The sequence below is a fragment of the Devosia sp. Leaf420 genome, assembly GCF_001425445.1.
Classification (GTDB): domain Bacteria; phylum Pseudomonadota; class Alphaproteobacteria; order Rhizobiales; family Devosiaceae; genus Devosia.
In genome coordinates this window covers 597496-611643 of the sequence record NZ_LMQU01000001.1, presented here as the reverse complement: position 1 = coordinate 611643, position 14148 = coordinate 597496, and the positions used below count along the sequence as shown (strand labels likewise).

The window sequence follows — 14148 nt, the reverse complement described above, 5'->3', positions numbered from 1 at the left end:
ATGGTCAGACGCGTCGGACATCGGCGGGGGTCAGCCCATAGCCGATCATAAATTCGACGGAGCTGCCAGTTTGACGCTCGCGTTCGCCGAGATCGCGCTCGACATTGATCAGCAGCATTTCGCGCGATTGCCCGAGCGGGCGATAGTAAAGCATGCAGGTCTGGTGGATCGAGCGTACCGTTTCGCCATCGTCGACCTGTTCTACGAATTCGACGAGCGGAGCACGGTTGGGTCCTTCGCCCCAGAAGCGGCGAAAGAGAATACCATCGGCGTCATATTCCGGCAGGCCGATCAGCCCTTGGGGTCCAGTCCAGCGGGCCCATTCGCTTGCCCCGGATGGCACCACGCTGTCCCAGGAATGATAGAAACTGATGTCTTCAACTGCATCGCCCGGCTTGCCACCGCCAGACATTGCCTGGATCAGACGATGTTCTTCATCATAATAGCGCGACAGCACGGTGCTCGCGTCGAGCTTAGCCTCGCCATAGGCGGCCACGATGAAGGGTCCGCTAAGGGGCAGGGGCATGGCGGGATCGCCACCGAGGGCGTTGGCTTCGAGCGAGAGCAGGTCGAGATCAAGGGCGCCCCCGATGCCGACGGCAAGCGGCCCACGCTCCACCGGAAGGGGCTTTGCTTCACTCTTTCGACTAAACCAGCCGACCATCTCTGCCTCCCCGACGCTCGACGTTTTGGCCGGGACCCGGCGCGACGTCGCATGATTATATGGTAGCCATGCAACAAGATGCTAGGAAGGCAAAGCGTTGCAATTGGTGGCGACAAGTCGCCACAGCCAAAAAATCATTGCAGCGGCTGGACCATACTACCATATGCCCGCAATGGCCCGCACATGCCGGTCGATATCGACAGATCCTATGGAGGACCTTTTGGACACCTGGAACCTCACGACCTTGACGCAGCTTTTCGCGTCTGATCCCGAGGCGCTTGGCGACGTGGATGTGCATGTGCCGCCCGAGGGCAGCGTGCTTTATGTGACGCTCAAGGAAAAGGGCGATCTGGACGTCTTCGTGACGGTGAGCGGGGATCGCGACATTCTGGCGAGCGTCGTGCTCGCGCCGTGCAAGGACATTCCCAACCGCGAAGCCTTCGAGCGCATGGTTCTGCGTACCCATAAGCTCGTGCCGCTATCGAGCTTTGGCATTACCCAAATCCAGGGCGAAGAATGGTATGAACTGTTTGGCTCGCTTTCGGCGCGCTCAAGCGCTGAAGCCGTGGTCGAAGAAGTCGCCGTGCTGGCATCCAATGCCGTCGACGCCGCCGACATGATCAACGAATGGAAGAATGGGGACTTCGCAGCATGAGCGCCTGGGGTAAGATTTTCACCGCCATCCGCGGCGGCGCCAACGAAGCGGCCGAGGCGGTCGCCGATAGCCAGTCGATGCGCATTCTCGATCAGGAAATCCGCGATGCCGAGCAGTCTCTGCGTCAGGCGCGGTCCGACCTTGCCGGCATTATGGCCTCGAACAAGAGCGTGATGCGCCGGATTGAAGAGAACCGCACTAAGGAAGCAAAAGACACCGATAGTGCTCGCGCCGCTATCGCAGCCGGCCGCACCGATTTGGCTCAGGGTCTAGCGCAGCGGATCGCGACGATCCGCACCGAACTGCAGCGCGACCAGACCGAACTCGACCAACTCCTGCCGCGCCAGCAGCAAATGTTGCGCGCCATTCAGGACACCGAAGCGCGCATTACCCAGATGAAGCGCGAAGTCGACAATGTGAAGGCCAACGAGGCTTTGCTCAAGGCGCAGTCAGCACTGGCCCATAGCCAGTCCGGCACCAATACCCGCCTTGGCAGTGCCGTCGACAGCCTCGAACGCATCAAGAAGCGCCAGGAAGCGACCGCTGGCCGGATCGCCGCTGGCGCTGAACTTGCCGCGCTCGAAAACGGTAATGACCTAGACCGGCAGCTGCTCGAAGCCGGCATTGGCGGCTCCAGCCAATCTGCTGATGACATTCTTGCGCAATTGATGTCGCCCGCATCGTCCGATCCGCTTGCCCTGCCGGGCGGCAAGAAGGACAGCTAAGCCTAATCTGCATGGTTCTTCGCCGATATGCGGAGAACCATGCCTCCGTACTTTCTGTCGTCCTGCATATGCTTGGGGCGTCTGGTTTTTGGCGGATCGTTCCGCGATCTCGTACGTTCTCGTGAGCCAACGCCAGGGAGAACGAGATGTCCGACGACTTTACGCCATACGCCTTAGTCGCCGACGACGATGCGCTGATCCGTATGGATGCCTCGGATATCCTCCAACACGCCGGCTTTCGTGTGCATGAAGCATCAGGCGTCGATCAGGCCCTTGCGATCCTCGAGAGTGAAGGCGAGAGCATCCAGCTCTTGTTCACCGACGTGCAGATGCCTCCCGGCGAACTGAACGGCTTTCATCTGGCCCAGGTCTGCGCGAGGACATGGCCGCATATCAGCATTCTCGTCGCTTCAGGCATGATCGAGCCCCAGGGCGATGACTTGCCAAAAGGTGCGGTCTTTGTGAAGAAGCCATTTAGCGACGAGGTGGTCTACGATCACCTGCAGGATATCCTGCCCGACGGCGCCAAGCCTGAGCCGCTGAAAAAACGCGCCAAGTAGATTTTGACACAACCGTAAGCCTGCCGATTGCCAGTCTCTAGACAGCTTTCAGCCCGGAAACCTGAGCTCTTCGCTCGCCATGCGCCCACATTAAGTTCCGTCTGTGCTGTTATGCATATTTACGCTGCAACCGGGAGGGATTGGCGGGTGTTGTAGGGCAGCCTAACCCGGAGCAGCAAATGAACGATACGCCTTCGTCCTCACGCCGTGCCTTGCCTGGTGATTACACTCGCCTCGGCGCCAATTGGGATGGAGAGGGCACCAATTTCGCCCTGTTTTCGGCTCATGCCTCGCGCGTCGAACTCTGCCTGTTCGATGAAGCGAGCGGTGCGGAGATTGAGCGCATAACGCTGCCTGAGAACACCAACGAGGTCTGGCACGGTTACATTCCCGATCTTGGCCCCGGCACCCTTTATGGCTATCGCGTCCATGGCCCATATGAGCCTTCGCACGGCCACCGGTTTAATCCGAACAAGCTGTTGCTCGACCCCTACGCCAAGGAACTGGTCGGCGATGTTCAATGGTCGCCTGCCCACTTCGGCTATCTTGCCGATGCGGAGGAAAAAGACCTTTCATTCAACGATCAGGACAGCGCCTCGGTCATGCCCAAGGGTAGGGTCGTCGATCCGCGCGCTTACGATTGGGGCAATGACACCAAGCCCAATATCGATTGGGCGAAGACGATTTTTTACGAAACCCACGTCAAGGGTTTCACCCAGCTGCACCAGGCCATTCCCGAAAACCTGCGCGGGACGTTCGAAGGGCTCGGGCAGCGCGAGATCATCGACTATATCAAGTCGACCGGCGTGACCTCGGTAGAACTTCTGCCGATCCACGCTTTCCCCGATGATGATTTCCTGCTGCAAAAGGGGCTGCGCAACTATTGGGGCTATAACACGCTCGGGTTCTTCGCTCCGGCCGCGCGCTATTATGGCCCCAACGGGATCAATGGCCTGCGCAACACCATTCGCGCCTTCCACGACGCGGGCCTCGAAGTGATCATGGACGTCGTCTACAACCACACCGCCGAAGGCAATGAGATGGGGCCGACGCTCTCCTGGAAGGGCATCGACAACTTCTCGTACTATCGCACCATGCCGGGCGACGCGCGCTACTACATCAACGACACCGGCACCGGGAACACCGTCAATACCAGCCATCCGCGCGTATTGCAGATGGTGACCGATAGTCTCCGCTATTGGTCCGAAGAAATGCATATCGATGGTTTCCGCTTCGATCTCGGTACCATTCTCGGTCGCGAGCCAGAAGGCTTCGATCAGCGCGGCGGCTTCTTTGATGCGGTGGGACAGGATCCCGCGCTCGCCAAGGTCAAGTTGATCGGTGAGCCTTGGGATATCGGCCCCGGCGGCTATCAGGTTGGCGGCTTCCCGCCGGGCTGGGCCGAGTGGAACGACAAATATCGCGACACCGTCCGCGATTATTGGAAGAACACCGATCACACCTCGACCGACTTTGCCGCGCGCTTCACGGGCTCAGGCGATGTCTACGACCATCGTGGGCGTCGTCCATGGGCTGGCGTGAACTTCATCACGGCCCATGACGGTTTCACGCTCCACGACGTTGTGTCCTACAATTCCAAGCACAATGAGGCCAACGGCGAAGGCAATAACGACGGTCACAACGACAACCGCAGCTATAACTATGGTGCGGAAGGCGAGACCGAAGACGAAGGCATTGTGGCAACCCGCGAACGCCAGAAGCGCAATTTTCTTGCGACGCTCTTCCTTTCGCATGGCACGCCCATGCTGCTGGCAGGCGATGAATTCAGCCGCACCCAGGGCGGCAACAACAATGGATATGCGCAGGACAGCGAGATCAGTTGGATCAATTGGGATCTCAACGACAATGCCAAGGCGCTGCACCAGTTCGTCCAGAAGCTGACGACGATCCGCAAGACCCAACCTCTGATCCATCGCTCCAATTGGCGCGATATGATGAGCGTGACCTGGTACAATCCAGGTGGCGGCGAGCAGCAGGCAGCGCATTGGCTCGATGGCGGCGCGACAACGCTTGGTATCAGGCTCTCGCGGGATGACCTGCAGAACCAGGAAGGCATTTGGTGGGAGCTTGTCGTGCTCTTCAATCCGCACGATGGCGATGTAGATTTCGTGGTGCCAACCCGCAGCAGCGGCGGTGATTGGACTGCCGAAATCGATACGGCAGAACCCACGAATACCGACCGTCACGTCAAGGGCGGCGAGGCCATCAAAATGGCGCCGCGATCACTGATCCTGCTGCGATAGTGCATTTTTTTCCCGCAACGCTGGCTTGATCTGTAAATAAAGTGAGGGTCGCCCTTAAAAGTGGCGGCCCTTTTTGTTGCGCGGCATTTTTAAAACTGATGAATTCTTCCGAATCTCCCAATTGACGCTCGCAGACGCAAGTCGTTCGCTATCGGCATATTTGGGGGCTACCATGAACATCGTAAAATATGCGGCATTGGCACTCGCGCTGTGCCTCGCCGCCTGCTCGCCGACGACGCTCAAATCGACTTTCAACGCTACGGACGCTGCTTTCATCAATCAGAAAGGGACGGGGATCATCACCGGCCAGGCCTTTCTGCGCCGCAATGACGGCATGGTTGTCTATGCAGCCGGTAGCGAGGTCTATCTGGTGCCGAAGACCCCTATAGCGACGAACGCTTTGCAAGCATCTACAAAGGCAGCAAGATCAGCTATTTCGGCAGCACGTTTAAGAACGACAGCGCCGAATATTACAATTACACGCGCAAGCTGATCGCTGATGGCGAAGGTCGCTTCGTCTTCACCGATTTGGCCGCGGGGTCGTACTATCTGACGACGAACGTTACCTGGATGGTGCAATATGCGCAGCAGGGCGGCTGGCTAATGGAGCGCGTAACCGTGTCCAATGGGCAGACATCCAACGTCATCATGTCCGGTCAATGACGCCGCTCAAGCCAATTGCGCCAGCAGCCATTGCCGAAAAATCTTGACGCGGGGCAGTTCGCTTTTGGCCGCCGATGTGACGAGATAATAGGCGCCGGGTCCCGAAATGCGATCGGTGAACGGGGTTACAAGATTGCCCGAACGAATGTCGTCTTCCACGAGGAAACTCGGCAGGAGGGCGACACCGAGGCCGGCGATGGCCGCCTGGATGACCATGAAAAAGTGCTCGAGCGTTGGGCCCCATTGCTGATCCTCGCGGTGAGCGCCGACCGAACGGAACCAGTGCTCCCAGCTATTGGGGCGGGTGGAGTGACGGATAAGCCGGTGATGGCGGAGCGAGTCATAGCTGGTGATCGGGTACTTGCCTTCCATCAGCCGCGGACTGCAAACAACCATGATTTCCTCGCTCATCAGCGGATCGACAATGGCATCGCTCCATTCGCCGTGGCCGAAGCGGATGGCCACGTCAATGCGCTCCTTGGTGAAGTCGAGCTGGCCATCACTCGAGATGATGTTGAGCGAAATTTCTGGGTGCGCTTCCTGAAACGAGGGTAGGCGCGGCACCAGCCAACGCGTGCCAAAAGTCGGCAACATGCCGATCGAAAGGGTCCCTTTGCCCTCTTTCGATGAGATCAACTCAACAGTGCCAGCTTCGATCAGATCGAGCGAGTCGCGCACGAGTTCGTTGTAAAACCGCCCTTGGTCCGTCAGTTCGATACGACGGCTTTGCCGCGTAAAGAGCGGCACCTGCAAATATTCTTCTAGGCTTCGGACCAGTCGACTGGCTGCGCTTTGCGTAACGTTCAGCTCTTCGGCGGCGCGGGTGAAGCTGTTGTAGCGCGCAACCGCTTCGAATGTGCGAATGGCATTGAGCGAGGGCAGGAGGCGTCCGCGCATGGCGAGCATTCTTTCAAGTCATGGAAGCGCAATCTTTATGCGGCTTGCGAGCATTCGCCAAGAGGATAGCTTTTTGGCCAGCACATCCGCGACGTCGCGGCATCATTTTCCATAAGGCACCCCAAGAGGCGCACGGCATGATCCCCTTCCACATGGCATTCGCAATCGACGACAAGGAGTCGGCCCGCCATTTTTACGGCGATGTCATCGGCTGCAAGGTAGGGCGAGAGTCCGACAACTGGATCGACTTCGATTTCTTCGGTCACCAGATTTCGGCCCATATCAACAAGGACCCGAAGTCCACAGCCACCTCCAAGGTGGGCAATGACATGGTGCCGCTGCATCACTTCGGCGCCGTGCTGCCCTGGGACCAGTGGAATGATCTGATCGGTCGTCTCCGCGCCGCCAATTGGCCCTTTGTCATGGAGCCCAAGGTGCGTTTCGAGGGCGAGCCGGGCGAGCAGGGCACGTTCTTCCTCAAGGACCCGGCCGGCAATGCCATGGAGTTCAAGTCCTTCAAGAACCCCGACGGCCTCTTCGACCACTGACCTAATTTTCGCCCGCCCTTTCCGAGGTCCGCATGAATTCGTTTGAAATCGGCCAGAAACTGACCGCAGTTACCATGGGCATCGACGCTTTCGAGCGCAGCCAGCCAGCAGAAGGCAGCCTGCTTGGCGGTGAAGGCCTCGTGCCGATCTATCTTGGCGAGGGCATTGTCGATGCGGTCATCTATTCCGACCGCGAAAGCATCAAGGCCGATCTGGTTTCGCTCGATACTGCGACGGCAGCACTGCCTGCAGGACCGCGCAAAGTATTCCTTGAGGGCATGCTCAAGTCCCTCCGCGTCGCCGTCAAAATGCTGAGCGGCGCCAGCCCGTCATTTGAGGAAAAGGTCACCGATCTGGTCGGCGCCCCCGCGGGCCGTGAAGATGCGGCGCTGATCGAAGACGCGCGTGCAAAGGTCGATGCGCTCTTGACGAAGTCCGGCTTCATCAATGGCTCGCTTGGTGAGCGCGTTTCAGCCTGGGAAGACGCCCGCTCCATCCCGACCGAAAAGATAGAAACGGTATTCCGCGAACTCATGGCCGATGCCAAAGCCCGCACCGACAAACTGATCTTTGACACCGGCGACTATGACATGGTGCTCAACCCTGTTCGCGGCATGTTTTATACGGCGCGCTGCTCGTTTGATCAGGGCAAGATGGACCTCAACTACGATCTGAGCTTCACCCGTGCTGCGCTCAAGCATCTGGTTTGCCACGAAGTTTATCCCGGCCATTCGACGCAGTTGCTCTCAACCAAAAAGGCTGTCGATGAGGGCCGTGCGCCAGCTGACGCATTGCTGATCACCACCGATGCCATCACTGGCTGCGTGCAGGAAGGCATCGGCGATCAGGGCGCGCACCTGATCGATTTCATCGAAGATGATGACGATGAAATCCACGTTGAATTGCGCCGCGTGCGCTCGGCGGCCCAAACCAGCGCCGCCTGGATGTTGATGGTGGAAGGGGTGCCGCGCGAAGACGTCGCCAATTATCTGCGCGACACGGCAATGGGGCAGGAGGCCTGGGTGCAGGGTCGTCTGCGCATGGCCGCCCATCCGTTCCGCGGGCCGTTCATCTCATCCTACTGGGCCGGCAATGAGGCCGTTCGCCGGGTGCGCGAACGGGTCACCAAGGATCAGTGGCCCACCTTCCTCGACGCGCTCTATAGCAATGCCAATAGCCCGCAGAGCCTAGAAATGTTTCCCCAGACCGTCATCGAAAAGGCCTCGGCATGAAGATCACCATTATCGGATCAGGCGCAATCGGCGGTCTCGCCGGCGCCTACATGACCAAAGCCGGCCACGATGTGACGCTGGTAGACCGCTGGGCGGAACATGTCGCGGCGCTCAACGAAAAGGGCATGACCATCGATGGTGTTCGTGGCGATATGAACATCAAGGTCAAGGCCAAGACGCCGGGTCAGCTTGAAGGTAATCTCGGCGTCGTGCTGATCGCGACCAAGAGCCAGCACACCATCGAAGCCCTCAAGCAGATCATTCCGCTGCTCAACGCCGACAGTCTCGTCGTGTCGTACCAAAACGGCTTCAACGAGCCGGGCATGATCGAAGCGCTGAACGAAGCCGGTCTGCCTGGCGACAAGATCATCATGGGCTCCATTCCCAATTACGGCGGCGCGCTGGTCGACCCCGGCTATATCGAATTTGTCCATGAAGGCCCGATCCAGCTCGGCGAAATGAGCGGGGAGATGACCCCGCGGCTCAAGGAGCTTGGCGACGCGCTTTCGGCCCTCACGGAAGTGCAATATTCCGATCGCATTTGGGGCCAGATCTGGGCCAAGGAAGTCTATTCCGCCCAGGTGGTCTTTTCGGCCCTCGCCGATGCCAAGATCCGCGACACATTGGGCGTTGAAAAGTATGCCCGCACGGCTGGTGCCGTGGTCAAGGAAGCCCTCGAGATCGCCGATGCCAACAATATAGAGATCCAGGCTTTCGACTTTTTCGATCCCGCCAATTACCGCGTGAAAACCGCCGAGGACACCAAGAAGCTTCTCGCCAATATCGACCACGCCATCTGGCTCCTCAAGAAGGACCAGGACAACAAGCCCACCCACAATTTCAAGAAAAAGGGTTCGGGCATCTGGTGGGACATCGTCTATCGCAAGCGCCCCTCCGAAACCCGCGCCTTTGCCGGCAAGCTCATCGAATTCGGCAAGAAGGCGGGAGCCGATACGCGTCTCAACGAAAAGCTGACCTCGATGATTTATGAAATCGAAGACGGCAAGCGCGAACTCGGCTTCCACAATTTTGATGAGCTGGCCGCCTATGCTGCCGAGATTGGAAAGACCCTGCCATGACCAGCAAACTCGGCGTTGGCCTCATTGGCGCGCATACCTGGGCCGACAAGGCACACCTTCCCGGCTACAAGGCGCATGAACGCGTTGACCTCATCGCCGTCTGCGATGTCGATCCCGATCGCGCCAAGGCCATGGGCGAAAAATACGGGGCCAAAAAGGTCTATACCGACCCTGAAAAGCTCATCGCCGATCCCGATGTGCAGATGGTCGATGTTTGCACCCCGACCCATACCCATTTGCCGCTGAGCCTCCTCGCCATCGCAGGTGGCAAGCATGTCCTCTCGGAAAAGCCGCTCCACACCGAAGCCGCCCCGGCCTTCGATGCAGCGGCCAAGGCCGACGCCAAGGATGTCCGCACAAAGCTCGGTTTCACTTTCCGCTATTCGCCTGCCATCCGTCAGATCAAGAAGTGGATCGATGATGGCACGCTCGGCGAAGTCTTCCATATCCACGGCTTCGAGCAGAACTCCCAGTGGCTCGATCCTCAAGAGCCGCTGCGCCAGATCACGCCGGGCGTCGACCGCAATTCGCTGATCCCAGCCTCGATCGTCGGCTATGGCTCGCACCTCATCGACCTGATGCGCTGGCTCGGCGGCGAGTTCGGCTCGGTCGCCTCGACGATGAAGAATTTCATTCCCGAGCGCATCGTTCGCGGCGAAGTCGGCCTTCAAAAGATCAAGGTCGAAGACGGCGCCGTGGCGCTGGTCGAATATGCCAATGGCGCGCAGGGCCTGCTGCAGACCTCCTATGTCGCCGTCGGCAATTATCCCGGCGTCGAAATCCGTGTTTATGGCTCCAAGGGCGCCGCTGTTGCCCGCCTGATCTCGGAATTTGGCACGGCCGAAACCCTCAAAATCGCCAAAGCCGAAGCCGTCGAATTCATCCCATATGATGTCGGCGCAGAGGCCCTCCCGCCGGGCACAACGCTCAATACGCCCTGGCCTGAGCTCTATTATCGCAATCTCGTCCGCCACTTCGTCGACGAAATCCTCGAAGACCGGCCGCAGGAATGCACCTTCTTCGATGGCGCCAAGAGCCAAGAAATTGTCGACGCGATCATCAAGGCGCATTTCGAGCGCCGCTGGGTCGACCTGCCGGGCAAGAGCGCATGAAGGTTTCTTACAATCCGGCGGTTGTCGACGACTTCCTCGCCCATCACTGGCGCTTCCGTCCAGTCGACGCGACCTTCATGGGCGATAAGGCCCATGATGCCGTGCTGCCGCCGGCCGGACCGGAGACGCTGAGCGAAGAGATCGCCGAAATCGACGATCTTCTCACGCGCCTTGAAGCCAGCGAACTGCCTGAAAATCTTGGCGATCGGCTTGATCGGCGCATGATGTTGGCCGAACTGCGTATGCAGCGTCTGTCGGCTGAAACGCGGCCACGGCTCCACAATCCGGCTTGGTATTCGGGCGAGGCGGCGTTTTCGATTATTTCGCTTTTGCTGCCACAGTCCCAACCGATCCGGCACGCGGCGCTGATCGCGCGGCTCAATGGTCTCGCTGGTTTTCTGCGGTCAGCCGCCGAGCGCCTTGATGGCGTCCCGGCTCCGCAGGGCTGGGTCAAGCGCGCGCAAAAGGAAGCCACGGCCATGGCCGGTTTCCTCCGCAGTGACATAAAGCTCCACGAAGAATTCGCCGACGATTGGGCTGAACCCGCCCGCCAGGCCGCCGACGCCTTCGAAGCCTTCGCCGCCGCGCTCGACGCCCAGCCCGATGCCGATCCCGCCTGTGGCGAAGCCTATCTCAGCCAGCTCATGGCCGAGATCCACGGCCTCCCTATGTCGCCGCGCGAAGCCATCGAGATGGCGGAAGTGGCTTATAAGCGCATGGGCGACGAGATGGCAGAGATGGCTAGGGCAATCGACCCGAGCCGCAGTGCCGACCAGATTCTGGCCGGCCTCGCCGACATCCACCCCGCCGATCCCGAAGCGGTCTTTGACAGCTATATGGATTGGGACGTGCAGGCCGTCGCTCAAGGCGCCGAACTCGTCACCCCGGCGCAGGAATACGATCTCGACTATCGCTGGATGGCGCCTTGCTTCCGCAAGATCAGCCAGCCGCTCTATTTCCTCTTTTATCGCTCGCCCCCCGGCCTCAATCCCGGCGCCGGCAGCGTTTATTGGGTGACCCCGCCCGGCGAAGATGAGGCAGCGTTCCTCCGTGGCAACAATACCGCCATGGTCAAAACCATCCATTCGGTCCACCACGGCAACGTTGGCCATCACACCCAGAACACCCGCGCCCGGGCTGCCCAATCGCGCCTCGCCCGCATTGCCGGCACCGATTGCGCTTTAGGCTTGGCCTTCCTCGGGTCCGGCACGCTCATCGAAGGCTGGGCCTGCTATGTCGAAGACCTCCTTATGGAAGCGCCGGGCTTCTATACGCCCGAGGAAATCCTCCTCCTCAAACAGTTCGAGCGCCGCAATGCCGCGAGCGTCCTCGTCGACATCAAGCTGCACTTGGGCGACTGGACCCTTGAAGAAGCCATGGCCTTCTACCGCGAGGCCGGCTTTGCCGCCGCCCGCGTCGAGGGTGAAGTCGTGCGCAATTCCATGCTGCCGGGCTCCCGCCTCATGTATTGGCTCGGCGTTGAAGGCATCAAAAGCTTGCGCCAGCGCTGGAAGGGCGACACGCTCGGTTTCCACGATCACCTCCTGAGCTACGGTCACATGCCGCTCGCGTGGATAGCAGAGGAAATGGAAAGGGCAGGGCACCTCAACCCATGACGGATCAGACCACTCCACTGCTCGATATCCGCGGCCTCGTCACCGAGTTCTCGACCGAAACCGGCGTCGTCCGCGCTGTCAAAGGCGTCGACCTCACCATCGGGCAGGGCGAGACCGTTGCCCTCGTCGGTGAAAGCGGCTCGGGCAAATCCGTCACCAGCCTTTCAGTCATGCGCCTCATCCAAAAAGGCGTCGGCGCCATCACCGGCGGCGAAATGCTGTTCCGCACGCGCGCGGGCCAGATCGTCGATCTCGTCAAGCAGCCCGAAAACGCCATGCGCGCCATTCGCGGCAACGAAATCGGCATGATCTTTCAGGAGCCGATGACCTCGCTCAATCCGACACAGAAGGTCGGTGCGCAGATTGCCGAAGCCGCACGGCTTCACCAGAACCTGACGCGAAAACAGGCTTGGGCTCGCGCCGTAGAAATGCTGGCTCTGGTCGAAATCCCCGATCCAGCCCGCCGCGCCGATGTCTATCCCCATCAGATGTCGGGCGGCATGCGCCAGCGCGTCATGATCGCCATGGCGCTGGCCTGCAACCCCGCGCTGCTCATTGCCGACGAGCCGACCACGGCCCTCGACGTGACCGTGCAGTTGCAGATCCTTGAACTCATGCGCCGCCTGCAGCGTGAGATCGGCATGGGCATCCTGTTCATCACCCACAATCTTGGTGTCGTCGCCGAAGTCGCCGATCGCGTCGCCGTCATGTATGGCGGCCGCATCGTCGAGGCGGCCCCGGTGCGCGAGCTCTTCGCCCATCCAAGCCACCCCTATACGCGCGGCCTTCTCGATAGCCTGCCGGTCGTCGATCACGCTGCCCGCGCCTCGGGCCAGGAGCTGCGCCTCCGCGCCATCCCGGGCAGTGTCGTTGATCCGCGCAACCCGCCGCAGGGCTGCGATTTCAACCCGCGCTGTGCCTGGGTCATCCCCGAATGCCGCGCCGCGGTGCCCGCCCTCCTGCCGGTCGTTCCCGAACATCGGGCCCGCTGCATCCGCTGGAACGAAGTCCATGGCTGAGCCGCTCCTCGTCGTCGAAGATCTCAAAGTCCACTACCCAATTGGCAAGACGCTCTTCAAGGAGGGTGTCACGCTCCGCGCAGTTGATGGCGTGTCCTTCACCGTCGGCAAGGGCGAAGTCGTCGGCCTGGTCGGCGAATCGGGCTCAGGCAAGACCACAATTGGCCGAGCCGTCCTGCGCCTCGTCGAACCGACCTCAGGTAAGGTGCAACTGGGCGAGAAAGAAGTCACCACGCTTTCGCCACCCGACCTAAAAGCCCTGCGCAGCAAGATGCAGATCATTTTTCAGGACCCTTATGCCAGCCTCAACCCACGCATGAGCGTCGGCCAAACGCTGGGTGAGGCGCTGCTTCTCCATAAGATTGGTACGCGGAAAGATCGCGACCAGCGCATTGGAGATCTGCTCGAAAAAGTTGGCCTACCACGCAGCGCTTCTGCACGTTTTCCGCATGAGTTTTCCGGCGGGCAACGCCAACGCATCGGCATCGCCCGGGCGCTAGCCGTCAACCCCGAATTCATCGTAGCCGACGAGCCGGTCTCGGCCCTCGACGTCTCGATCCAGGCCCAGATCATCAACCTGCTGCAGGATCTCCGCCGCGAACTTGGCCTCTCGCTCCTCTTCATCGGCCACGATCTTTCGGTCATCGAATTCCTCTGCGACCGCGTCATCGTCCTCTATCTTGGTAGGGTCATGGAGATGGGCACTGCCGCCGATCTCTATTCAAATCCGCGCCACCCCTATACCCGCGCTCTGCTCGACGCCGCGCCCGTGCCGGACCCGACGATCCGCCGCGAGCGCATCACGCTCAAGGGTGATCTCCCAAGCCCGGTCAATCCACCCTCCGGCTGCGTTTTCCGCACCCGCTGCCCCTATGCGATTGAGCCCTGCGCTGAAGTGGTCCCGCCACTCGAAACGCTCGAAAACGGTCACCGCGTGGCGTGCATCAGAGCAGCCGAGCTTAACCTGAGCGAATAGATCAAGCATTTCGTCGGTCCTGCGCACTTCGGTAACAACCACCTCTCAATGCCCGCAATTGCTCATAAAACCGCGATTGCGGGCATTTTTTGTGCATTTGGACGATTTGCCCAGTGCATGAGTTGAAGTGCGCATAAA

At 59.9% G+C, this 14148-nt stretch carries 14 protein-coding genes; 12 read left to right on the top strand and 2 right to left on the bottom strand.

Going from position 1 to position 14148, the window contains the following annotated elements; all coding sequences use genetic code 11:
• Positions 1 to 4: 4 nt before the first annotated feature.
• On the bottom strand, positions 5 to 664 hold the full coding sequence (locus ASG47_RS03035; protein WP_061907231.1) for a DUF2491 family protein: 660 nt from the start codon (positions 662 to 664) through the stop codon (positions 5 to 7).
• Between the two features lie 208 nt (positions 665 to 872).
• Between ASG47_RS03035 and ASG47_RS03030 the strand changes: the two genes are divergently transcribed.
• The 5 genes from ASG47_RS03030 to ASG47_RS20510 all read left to right on the top strand — a co-directional run bounded on the left by ASG47_RS03030 (position 873) and on the right by ASG47_RS20510 (position 5361).
• Positions 873 to 1319, top strand: a complete 447-nt coding sequence (locus ASG47_RS03030; RefSeq protein ID WP_061907230.1) for a YjfI family protein — start codon at positions 873 to 875, stop codon at positions 1317 to 1319.
• The gene (locus ASG47_RS03025; RefSeq protein ID WP_061907229.1) at positions 1316 to 2044 is read left to right on the top strand and encodes a PspA/IM30 family protein; all 729 of its coding nucleotides are present in this window, start codon (positions 1316 to 1318) and stop codon (positions 2042 to 2044) included. Before ASG47_RS03030 ends, ASG47_RS03025 begins: the two co-directional genes overlap by 4 nt.
• 146 nt (positions 2045 to 2190) lie before the next feature.
• Positions 2191 to 2604, top strand: coding sequence for a response regulator (locus ASG47_RS03020; protein WP_061907228.1), 414 nt, complete (start codon positions 2191 to 2193; stop codon positions 2602 to 2604).
• Positions 2605 to 2783: 179 nt separating this feature from the next.
• Positions 2784 to 4868, top strand: coding sequence for a glycogen debranching protein GlgX (gene glgX / locus ASG47_RS03015; RefSeq protein ID WP_061907227.1), 2085 nt, complete (start codon positions 2784 to 2786; stop codon positions 4866 to 4868).
• Positions 4869 to 5040: 172 nt separating this feature from the next.
• On the top strand, positions 5041 to 5361 hold the full coding sequence (locus ASG47_RS20510) for a hypothetical protein (protein ID WP_156463951.1): 321 nt from the start codon (positions 5041 to 5043) through the stop codon (positions 5359 to 5361).
• A gap of 176 nt (positions 5362 to 5537) precedes the next feature.
• Here ASG47_RS20510 and gcvA read toward each other — a convergent pair whose 3' ends face one another.
• On the bottom strand, positions 5538 to 6428 hold the full coding sequence (gcvA, locus tag ASG47_RS03005; protein ID WP_061907296.1) for a transcriptional regulator GcvA: 891 nt from the start codon (positions 6426 to 6428) through the stop codon (positions 5538 to 5540).
• A gap of 137 nt (positions 6429 to 6565) precedes the next feature.
• On the opposite strand from gcvA, the gene ASG47_RS03000 reads away from it, so the two are divergent.
• From ASG47_RS03000 to ASG47_RS02970, 7 genes are read left to right on the top strand one after another with little or no spacing between them, the layout of a single operon-like run.
• Positions 6566 to 6976 carry a VOC family protein gene (locus ASG47_RS03000; protein ID WP_061907225.1) on the top strand — a complete coding sequence of 137 codons (411 nt, stop codon included), beginning with the start codon at positions 6566 to 6568 and terminating at the stop codon, positions 6974 to 6976.
• A 32-nt stretch (positions 6977 to 7008) separates the two neighbouring features.
• A complete protein-coding gene (locus tag ASG47_RS02995) occupies positions 7009 to 8208 on the top strand; it encodes a hypothetical protein (protein ID WP_061907224.1) in 1200 nt (399 codons plus the stop codon).
• Complete coding sequence (locus ASG47_RS02990) at positions 8205 to 9287, top strand: ketopantoate reductase family protein (protein ID WP_061907223.1); 1083 nt, start codon at positions 8205 to 8207, stop codon at positions 9285 to 9287. Before ASG47_RS02995 ends, ASG47_RS02990 begins: the two co-directional genes overlap by 4 nt.
• On the top strand, positions 9284 to 10399 hold the full coding sequence (locus ASG47_RS02985) for a Gfo/Idh/MocA family protein (RefSeq protein ID WP_061907222.1): 1116 nt from the start codon (positions 9284 to 9286) through the stop codon (positions 10397 to 10399). Before ASG47_RS02990 ends, ASG47_RS02985 begins: the two co-directional genes overlap by 4 nt.
• Positions 10396 to 12015 (top strand): DUF885 family protein, encoded by a 1620-nt coding sequence (locus ASG47_RS02980; protein ID WP_061907221.1) that lies wholly within the window; start codon positions 10396 to 10398, stop codon positions 12013 to 12015. The genes ASG47_RS02985 and ASG47_RS02980 overlap by 4 nt, the downstream gene beginning before the upstream one ends.
• Positions 12012 to 13034 carry an ABC transporter ATP-binding protein gene (locus ASG47_RS02975; RefSeq protein ID WP_061907220.1) on the top strand — a complete coding sequence of 341 codons (1023 nt, stop codon included), beginning with the start codon at positions 12012 to 12014 and terminating at the stop codon, positions 13032 to 13034. The genes ASG47_RS02980 and ASG47_RS02975 overlap by 4 nt, the downstream gene beginning before the upstream one ends.
• Positions 13027 to 14010 (top strand): ABC transporter ATP-binding protein, encoded by a 984-nt coding sequence (locus ASG47_RS02970; RefSeq protein WP_061907219.1) that lies wholly within the window; start codon positions 13027 to 13029, stop codon positions 14008 to 14010. Before ASG47_RS02975 ends, ASG47_RS02970 begins: the two co-directional genes overlap by 8 nt.
• Positions 14011 to 14148: the final 138 nt, after the last annotated feature.